Source organism: Mycobacterium sp. shizuoka-1 (genome assembly GCF_002723835.1).
Taxonomy (GTDB): domain Bacteria; phylum Actinomycetota; class Actinomycetes; order Mycobacteriales; family Mycobacteriaceae; genus Mycobacterium.
This window is the reverse complement of sequence record NZ_BEWG01000040.1, coordinates 3,456-11,601: the sequence shown is the minus strand read 5'-3', so window position 1 is coordinate 11,601 and position 8,146 is coordinate 3,456. Positions and strand designations below refer to the sequence as shown.

Genomic DNA, 8,146 nt, shown 5'->3' with positions numbered 1-8,146 from the left:
CCCCCGATGGACGGGCCGCCCCCGGCCGACGCGCCGCCGGCAGGTCCGCCGCCGGCAGGCCCGCCGCCCGGGCCGGTCGACGCCACGGTGCCGCCGGCTTAGTGCCCGTTTCGATGGACCCGCAGCGGTTCGAGGAATTGGTCGGCGACGCACTGGATCTGATCCCACCCGGACTGGCTGCGGCGATCGACAACGTCGTGATCCTGGTCGAGGCCCGCCATCCCGAGGAGACCGATCTGCTGGGTCTCTACGAGGGCGTGGCGCTGACCGAGCGGGATTCCAGCTATGCCGGCTCGCTGCCCGACACCGTCACGATCTATCGCGAGCCCCTGCTGGACATGTGCGACACCGAGGCCGAGGTGGTCGAGGAAGTCGCCATCACCGTGATCCACGAGATCGCCCACCACTTCGGCATCGACGACGATCGTCTGCACGAATTAGGTTGGGGCTGAACAGAGCTCAGCGGGGCGGATCGCCCTGCCAGCTGAAGCTGTTGACGTACTTGCCCATGTCCTGCGCAATCTGCACGTTGGCGCCGGACGGCAGGCCGGGGCCGAAATCGGGCCCGAACGCGTGATACGGGCCGACCGCGCCGGCCACCAGTGCCAGGTCGTTCTTGACCGCCACCAACAGCACGGTCCGGATCCGGATGTAGCTGTTGGAGGTGCCCTGCGGCCACGAGTCGGCCACCTCACCGTATCCGGGCTGATAGCCGACCATCGCGTTGGGGATCTCGTAGGCGATCTTCGCGTCGGGGAACTTCTGCTTCAGCAGGTCCCGGGCGATCGTCTGCGGGCTGCGGCCGCGGGCCGGCTCCGAGAACAACTGCAGCACACCGGTATCGCCGGCGGTGAACTTCGCGGTCACCCCCTTGCCGTCCTGGGAGACCTCATAGGCCGACCCGGGCGCCGGGTAGGACACCGAGAACGAGCCGTCTGCCGCGGTGAACCGGGGCAGACCGGTGACGGGGGTGCCCATCGGCGGGGCGCCGCACTCCGGCGGGCACATGAACCGCGGCGCCTTCTTGGTGACCGTCAGCGACACCCCGACCAGCGTCGCGGCGACCACCACGATTCCCGCGACCCACAGCCCGACGGTGCGACTGAACCGGGTACGACGGATCTCGGGAGCCAGGTAGGTTCCCGGCGGCAGGGCGTAGCCCGGGAACTGCTCCGTATCGGCAGCAGTCGAGGGTGTGGTCACGACCCCTCCGCGGCGACCTGCCGCACCGGCCGCGCCGCCCGACGCTGTTGGCGGGAGGCGCGCGACGACGCGCGGGTGGCGACCCCGCAGGCCGGACAGAACGCCATGTCCGGCACCACGTGCTCGCAGTGGATGCACAACAGCGGCTCGTCCTGTTCCACCTGGTCATGTGCTTCGTGGAGCAGCGCGAGCTGCAGACCGATCCGCAGCAGAACCAGCACGACCAGCGACATGACCAGGTGGATCGTGAGCATCTGCAGCTGCGGCATGCCGACGATGTCGGTGACCGCGACGCCGACGTGGATCAGCACCACCAGGACCGCGAGCAGGTAGAGCAGCGCACGGATGCGGCCGGGACTCTCATGGGGGTTGGACGTCTGCCCCTTGAACCACAGCGCGATGCCGATCATGCCGCCGGCCACGGCCGCGGTCAGCGGAATCGTCACCCCGCAGAGCAGCGCCTCGACCAGCAGTCCCTTGATCGGTCGGCTGTGGGCCAGCAGCCCGGTCGCGAACTGCGGAGCCAACCGGGTCAGGGTGGCGCCCGCGGTGAACATCAGCGCCGCCAGCGCGCCGATCACGAACCCGTCCAACGACTCTCGCGACTTGGGCTGCATCAGGCGGATCAGGACCGTCGGCACCAGCATCAGGATCATCCCGCCGGCCGGAATCATGATTCCCTCACGCATGAGGTGGTGAATCGCCAGGCCGGCGGCCATCGGCACCCCGTAGGCGCGGGCGACCATCTGGCCGGTCAACAGCACCCAGCCCACCCCGAGTGCGGCGCCCAACGTGCCGGCCAGCACCATCGCCCACACCGACATGTCCCGGTAGACAGCCGACTCGCTCAGGTAGAGCACGAACAGCAGCGGCAGTCCCAGGGCGGCGACGGTGATCAGTGCGGCCGGCATCTTGATCACGGCGAACAGCACCAGGCCGACCAGCACCAGGACCAGCCCCACCCGGAACGGGGTGCGCGATCGCTGCGGAAGGTGCGGAAACAGCGAGCTGGCGATCGCGGGGATCAGCACACTCTCCCCGGGCGATGCCCCGAAGGTGTCGCCGCGTAGCGACCGCAGCCAGCGCGGCCCGCGGGTGGGTTCCGACGCCAGGTGTCCGCCGCAGTAGCCGCAGAACGCGCCGGCCGGGACGTCCATCTGGCAGACCGAGCATTCCATCGTCGGCACGACGTCGTCCGGCGCGGTCATCCGACGATCTTCTGAGTCACAAGAATATTCTGCGCCAGGTTTTCCACATTGGGGGTGCCGAGCCCGGTCACCAGGTCATAGCCCGGTCCGGCGTGGGCCACGGCATTGCCGCCGAGGACGACGTCACGAAACGCGGGCAACGGTGTGCCCTCGGCGATCGTGTACAGGATCGGGTTGAGGTTGCCGATCAGCGAGCCGCCCTTGTCGACCACGTACTGATTCATCAGTGCCGTCATGCCGGCCCACAGCGGCGCGGCCAGCGAGGTGCCCCCACCGGTGATCAGTTGCTGGTTGAACACGATCTGCACGCCGGTGAACGGGTCGGCCACCGCCGCGATGTCGGGGGTCAGCCGTTTGCCGTCACCGCCGTCGACATCGAGGTCCTTCTGCCAGTCCGGCCGTTCGAACAGGGCCGACACTCCCCCGCCGGTGCCCTGGGACAGCGGCGGGTCGAACCACGATTGTTCGGCCAGCCAGTCGCCCTTGTCATCGGTGGACACCGTGGTGCCGCCCACGTCGACCATCTCCGGCATCGACGCCACCGCATCCAGGCCGACGTCGTTCTCGCTGGGCGGCGAGGACCATTCGTCGCCGCCCTTGCAGTCCAGGCCCGCCAGGTCGCCGCTGGCGTCGAAGGCCGTGGTGCCCGTGCGTTGCGCAGCGACGAGCGCCGCCCGCACCGGTGCCAGGTCGGCGGCGGTGATCAGCTTGTCGCAGCCCCAGCCGATGGAGAAGCTCCACACCGCACCCGGATAGCTGCGCGCGGCCTCCTCCATCATCGTCGCGATCTTCTCGTAGGAGCCATCGCCTTCGACGGTGGGACGCGCATTGACCAGCACCTTCTTGGCGTCGGGGGCGATCGCGTGGATGGCCTCCAAGTCCATGGTGGCCTCGCCGCGGCGTGCCTCCGGCATGCCGCCGACCACGTCCGGGGTGAATTTGGGCAGGCTGAAGCTGGTGGCGAAGCTGTCGAGGTCGGCCTGGTCGAATCCGTCGAAGGCGAAGACGACGACGGTGGTGCCCTTGCCCGTGTAGCCCTTCTCGTGCAACGGCGTCGCGTTGTAGGTGCGTAGCAGGGCGCTCGGATTCAAGCCCTGGTCGGGGACCTCGAGCGGCATCATCCAGACCTCGGATTCGCGGTAGGGCGTATAGCCCAGGATGCGGCCGAGGCCTTCGACCTCCGCGCTGAGCGACTGCGGAACGGCCGGTTGTTGGGGCGAGGCGTAGAAGACCTGGCCGCGCTTGCCCCGGTAGTCGTGCACGTCGACGTCGAAGGCGCCCGACACCGCGGCGGGTGCGCCTTCGAGGATCGCCCAGCTGTCGCCGGGGCGCCAGCGCACCGAGAGGTTCTGTTGTTGGGCCCAGCCCATCAGCTGGTCGGGCCGGGAATCGTCGCGCAGCGCGGCGGTGAGCTGGATGTGATCGGTTCGCGCCGGACCCAGGTCCACGGAGCTGGCGAGCAGAGACGCGTAAGGGCCGCTGATCGCACCGGACTCGGCGGGTGCCGAAGTCCGGTGCAGATCAGCGACCAGTACTCCTGCGGCGGTCAGCATCCCCACGAGCCCCACCATGGACAGCGCCCGCAGGCGATGTACCCCGATCACTGTCGGTGGAGTGAGGCTGTGGACGGATGTGACCCGAGCGGCTTAGTTGCCGCCGGTGATGACGTTGCCGGGCAGCGCGGTCGGCGCCGGCGGGGCCTTGACGGTGGGCGTGAAGGAGTTGGGGCCACCAGGCGACACGGCCTTCTCGGTGGGCGACGGCGCGGGAGCGCTCGTCGAGGTGGTCGGCGTGGTGCTCTCCGGCGCCTTTTCCTTGTCCTTGCCGCAAGCGGTCAGCGTGCCCATACCGACGATCGCGAGCCCGCCAGCAAAAAGTGCAATCTGCCGAGTCATACGACCTGACATCATGATGAGTCCTTACTTTCCAATGCCGGGATTAGATTCGTGCATCACTGGCTGGCCCGGCAGTTAACCAGCCCACCCCCGAAGGGCTGAGGACACCCAAGATATCTCACCGCACCAGCAATTGCATAGCAACTTTCGCGACGGGCGAAAATGGCTTGCTGGGCCCCAGCGTGGCAACACCACCCGCGGAGGCACCGATGCTATGAACGAACCATGGTACAAAGCTGCCGAGAATGCGCTGCTGGCCTGGGACATTGCCACGGTACGCTGATTCGCCACACGCTGCACCGCGCGGAGTGCACCGAGGACGGCTGCGCCACCCCCGAACTGGTCTTTCACACGTGGGTGATCGATTGCGACGCGGTCGGATGTGACTGCTTTCAGCAAACCACGGAACGGTTGGCTGGATAGTTCCTCAACCCATCGGATCGACGGATTCCAGGGCGTCGGCGACCGGGTGCAAATCCGGCTCGGGATAGAACGGCGGGCTCAGCGCACCCCACTGCACACAACTCCATCGACCGTCGGTGATCGGCGACAGCACCACCGCCTCGGTGTTGGCCAGGTGGTGGTCGAGCACGAAGCTGCTTTCCACCCCGGCCAGCGTGGCCGCCACCAGTCGGATCGCGGCGCCGTGGCTGACCACCACGATGTCGTCGGTCCAGGCGTGGTCGTCGAGGTAGCGCAGCCGCAGGTCGGTGATCACCGGCAGATAGCGGTCCAGGACGTCGCCGGCGCTCTCGCCACCGGGCATCGCGACCGCCAGTTCGCCTTGGTGCCACCGCTGGTAGATCTCGTTGAACTCGGCGATCGCGGCGTCGTCGTTGCGGTTCTCCAGCTCGCCGGCCTGCACTTCGTGGATGCCGTCGAACTCCTCGGCGGACAGCCGCAGCTGGCGGCCGATCTCTTCGGCGGTCTGGGCAGCGCGGCGGGCAATCGAGTGGACCAACAGCCCGGGCGGGCGGCTCCGGGCGAGCGCGAATTCGCGCGCCTGCTCCCGGCCGAGGTCGGTGAGATCGGCACCGGGGGGACGGGTGTCGAGCCGGCGTTCGACGTTGCCGTGCGATTGCCCGTGGCGCAGCAGGATCAGTCGTCCGCTCATGTCGGATCGCCCTCGCGCAGTCGGGTCAGCCAACGGTCGGCCTCGTCGAGTTGCGGCGGCTGTGCGCCGGTGGCGGACTCGGTCGGCCACGAGCCGAGGTAGCGGACGTCGACGCACCGGCGGTGCACGGCCTTGAGCGCCTCGGCGACCGCGCTGTCGTCGATGTGGCCGACGCAGTCCAGGAAAAAAACATAGGTACCCAGCTCGGTTCGGGTGGGCCGGGATTCGATGCGGGTGAGGTCGATGTCGCGGATGCCGAACTCGCTCATCGCCGACACCAGCGCACCCGGGGAGTTGTCGATACGCAGCACCACCGAGGTGCGGTCGGCGCCGGTGCGGGCGGGCGGCACGCCGGGACGGCCGACGAGCACGAATCGGGTTCGGGCGTTGGCTTCGTCGACCACGCCGTCGGCCAGGGTGGACAGTCCGTAGCGCTGGGCGGCGAGTGCGGTGCTGACACCGGCGTCGACGCGGCCGGCCGCGACGTCCTGGGCGGCGGCGGCGTTCGACTGCGCGGGGACCAGTCCGGCGGCAGGCAGGTGCTGCGCCAACCACCGGCGGACCTGGGCGGCGGCGATCGGAAAGGCGGCGACGGTGCGCACCGAGGCCGCGTCGCGCCCGTCGCGGACCACGATGCTGAATGCGACATCGAGGGTCAGCTCGGCGTAGATCTGCAGCGGCGAGCCGTTGGCCAAGCTGTCCAGGGTGGGCAGCACGCTGCCTTCGATCGAGTTCTCGATCGGCACACACGCGAAATCGGCCGAGCCGTCGCGAACTGCGGCCAGCGCTGCCGGCGTGCTGTCGGTCGGTATGGGCTGTGCTGCTCCGGCACCGGGAACCACGCCGGCAGCACACATCTTGAGCAGAGCCGCTTCGGTGAACGTGCCCTCGGGACCGAGGTAGGCGATGCGGGCCACGGGTCAACCCTATCGGGTCGGGCGTCCGGGAAAGCCTTGCGCGACAGTGTCAGCCTAGTTAACTTAGGCTTACCTCACTAACTGGAAGGTGCGCGATGACTTCAGCCACGCTCACTACGCCGTCCACCGCCGAACGCGTCCGCAGCGCCTGCGCGCGCGCCGCCGGGGCGATGCTGGTCGCCGACGACGCCGCGCCGGTGACCACACCCCTTCACCACCTGCTGCCCGGCGGTTCCTTCGCTGTCAGCCTGCCCAGCGAATGCGGCCTGGCCGTGCGGGCCGCCACGGCAGGCACCGACGGGGTCGCAGCCGTGCTCGAGCTCACCGATCTGGCCCCGCTGCCGCTGCGCGAGCCGGTGCGTTCGCTGGTGTGGATCCGCGGCCGGGTCCAGTGCGTGCCCGACCACGCCTTGCGCGCCATGATCGACATGATCGCCGCCGACCATCCGAATCCGGCCCTGCTCGACATCGGGACGGGACGGGAACTGTTGTTGCTCGAGGTGGAGTCGGTGGTCGTGGCCGACGCCGGCGGCGCAGAGACCGTCGGCCTGCACGAGCTGATGGCGGCCCGGCCGGACCCGTTCTGCGAGTTCGAATCGGCCTGGCTGCGCCACCTGGACAGCGATCACCCCGAGGTGCTCGCCCGGCTGGTGGGTAAGTTGCCCGCCGCGCTGCGGCGCGGCCGGGTCCGCCCGCTGGGGCTGGACCGCTACGGCGTCCGGCTGCGGGTCGAAGGCACCGACGGCGACCACGACGTCCGGCTGCCGTTCAGCGCCCCGGTACACGACGTCCCGGGCCTGGGCCGCGCCATCCGGCTGCTGATGGGTTGCCCCTTCGTCAACGGGCTGCGCGCACGCCGCGTGTAGTGCCCGTTACCGTGGCGGGGTGAGCGCGCCCCGCGACGAATTCCTGGCCACCGACCGGCGCGGACTGCGGATCGAAATCGGCGTCATGCTCGCCGTCACCTTCGGGGTGAGCGCCGTCATCGCGACGCTGCAACTGTTCGATGCGGTGCTGTCCGGGCTGGCCGGACGCCGAGTCCGCTTGAACCCCAACCTGTCCCGCTACGACCTGATCAATCTCGGCCTGAACCTGACGTCGATCGCCCAGCTCGTGGCGTGGGGCGCCCTTGGCCTGTACCTGTTGTGGCGCAGCGGTATCACCCCCGCCCGGCTCGGACTGGGCCGGGTGGGCCGGGTCGACGTGCTGGGCGGCCTGGGCTTGGCCGCACTGATCGGCATCCCCGGCCTACTGCTCTACCTGGCGGCGCGGTGGCTCGGGATGAACGCCGAGGTGGAGCCTGCCGCCCTGCACGACACCTGGTGGCGGATCCCGGTGCTGATCCTGTCGGCCTTCGCCAACGGGTTCGCCGAAGAGGTCGTGGTCGTCGGCTATCTGATCACCCGGCTCAAGCAGTTGGGCATGAGCCAGAATCGGGCGATCCTGACCTCGAGCGTGCTGCGCGGGCTCTACCACCTCTATCAGGGCTTCGGAGCAGGGCTGGGCAACCTGGTGATGGGCCTGGTCTTCGGGTACGCCTGGTGCCGCACCGGCCGGTTGTGGCCGCTGGTGATCGCGCACGGCGTGATCGACACCGTCGCGTTCGTGGGCTACATCGCACTCGCCGGTCATCTTGGCTGGCTGAAATGAACCGGGCACGTAAATTGATTTGGTGAGCGAGGACTGGCCGCGGCGACACGCGCCCGATCCGCCGACCGAGCGAATCCCGCGCGGCGCGCCGCCCGCCCGCGCGCCGCAGCCCGAGCCCTCCCAGGTGATCCGCCGCGATCCCGGGCGCCGGCCTCCGCC

The 8,146-nt window shown here is 69.2% G+C and carries 9 protein-coding genes; 3 read left to right on the top strand and 6 right to left on the bottom strand.

Annotated features, from left to right (window positions below; all coding sequences use genetic code 11):
• Positions 1 to 101: 101 nt before the first annotated feature.
• Positions 102 to 452 (top strand): metallopeptidase family protein, encoded by a 351-nt coding sequence (locus MSZK_RS13345; RefSeq protein WP_099248537.1) that lies wholly within the window; start codon positions 102 to 104, stop codon positions 450 to 452.
• Between the two features lie 7 nt (positions 453 to 459).
• Here MSZK_RS13345 and MSZK_RS13340 read toward each other — a convergent pair whose 3' ends face one another.
• The 6 genes from MSZK_RS13340 to pheA all read right to left on the bottom strand — a co-directional run bounded on the left by MSZK_RS13340 (position 460) and on the right by pheA (position 6,337).
• Positions 460 to 1,203, bottom strand: a complete 744-nt coding sequence (locus tag MSZK_RS13340) for a hypothetical protein (RefSeq protein WP_099248535.1) — start codon at positions 1,201 to 1,203, stop codon at positions 460 to 462.
• Positions 1,200 to 2,411, bottom strand: a complete 1,212-nt coding sequence (locus MSZK_RS13335; RefSeq protein WP_099248533.1) for a hypothetical protein — start codon at positions 2,409 to 2,411, stop codon at positions 1,200 to 1,202. Before MSZK_RS13335 ends, MSZK_RS13340 begins: the two co-directional genes overlap by 4 nt.
• Positions 2,408 to 3,964 carry a protease pro-enzyme activation domain-containing protein gene (locus tag MSZK_RS13330; RefSeq protein ID WP_233211285.1) on the bottom strand — a complete coding sequence of 519 codons (1,557 nt, stop codon included), beginning with the start codon at positions 3,962 to 3,964 and terminating at the stop codon, positions 2,408 to 2,410. The genes MSZK_RS13335 and MSZK_RS13330 overlap by 4 nt, the downstream gene beginning before the upstream one ends.
• Before the next feature lie 93 nt (positions 3,965 to 4,057).
• A complete protein-coding gene (locus tag MSZK_RS13325; RefSeq protein WP_099248529.1) occupies positions 4,058 to 4,321 on the bottom strand; it encodes a hypothetical protein in 264 nt (87 codons plus the stop codon).
• A gap of 412 nt (positions 4,322 to 4,733) precedes the next feature.
• On the bottom strand, positions 4,734 to 5,420 hold the full coding sequence (locus MSZK_RS13315) for a histidine phosphatase family protein (RefSeq protein WP_099248525.1): 687 nt from the start codon (positions 5,418 to 5,420) through the stop codon (positions 4,734 to 4,736).
• Positions 5,417 to 6,337, bottom strand: a complete 921-nt coding sequence (pheA, locus tag MSZK_RS13310; RefSeq protein WP_099248523.1) for a prephenate dehydratase — start codon at positions 6,335 to 6,337, stop codon at positions 5,417 to 5,419. Before pheA ends, MSZK_RS13315 begins: the two co-directional genes overlap by 4 nt.
• Positions 6,338 to 6,432: 95 nt before the next feature.
• Between pheA and MSZK_RS13305 the strand changes: the two genes are divergently transcribed.
• Complete coding sequence (locus tag MSZK_RS13305) at positions 6,433 to 7,203, top strand: DUF2470 domain-containing protein (RefSeq protein ID WP_099248521.1); 771 nt, start codon at positions 6,433 to 6,435, stop codon at positions 7,201 to 7,203.
• Between the two features lie 19 nt (positions 7,204 to 7,222).
• Positions 7,223 to 7,987 carry a CPBP family intramembrane glutamic endopeptidase gene (locus MSZK_RS13300; protein ID WP_099248519.1) on the top strand — a complete coding sequence of 255 codons (765 nt, stop codon included), beginning with the start codon at positions 7,223 to 7,225 and terminating at the stop codon, positions 7,985 to 7,987.
• The last annotated feature ends 159 nt before the right edge of the window (positions 7,988 to 8,146 follow it).

Coding starts and splice junctions, on each gene's coding strand:
- MSZK_RS13315 (WP_099248525.1), bottom strand. CDS start 5,420: ATGAGCGGACGACTGATCCTGCTGCGCCACGGGCAATCGCACGGCAAC.
- MSZK_RS13335 (WP_099248533.1), bottom strand. CDS start 2,411: ATGACCGCGCCGGACGACGTCGTGCCGACGATGGAATGCTCGGTCTGC.
- MSZK_RS13325 (WP_099248529.1), bottom strand. CDS start 4,321: ATGATGTCAGGTCGTATGACTCGGCAGATTGCACTTTTTGCTGGCGGG.
- MSZK_RS13330 (WP_233211285.1), bottom strand. CDS start 3,964: ATGCTGACCGCCGCAGGAGTACTGGTCGCTGATCTGCACCGGACTTCG.
- MSZK_RS13305 (WP_099248521.1), top strand. CDS start 6,433: ATGACTTCAGCCACGCTCACTACGCCGTCCACCGCCGAACGCGTCCGC.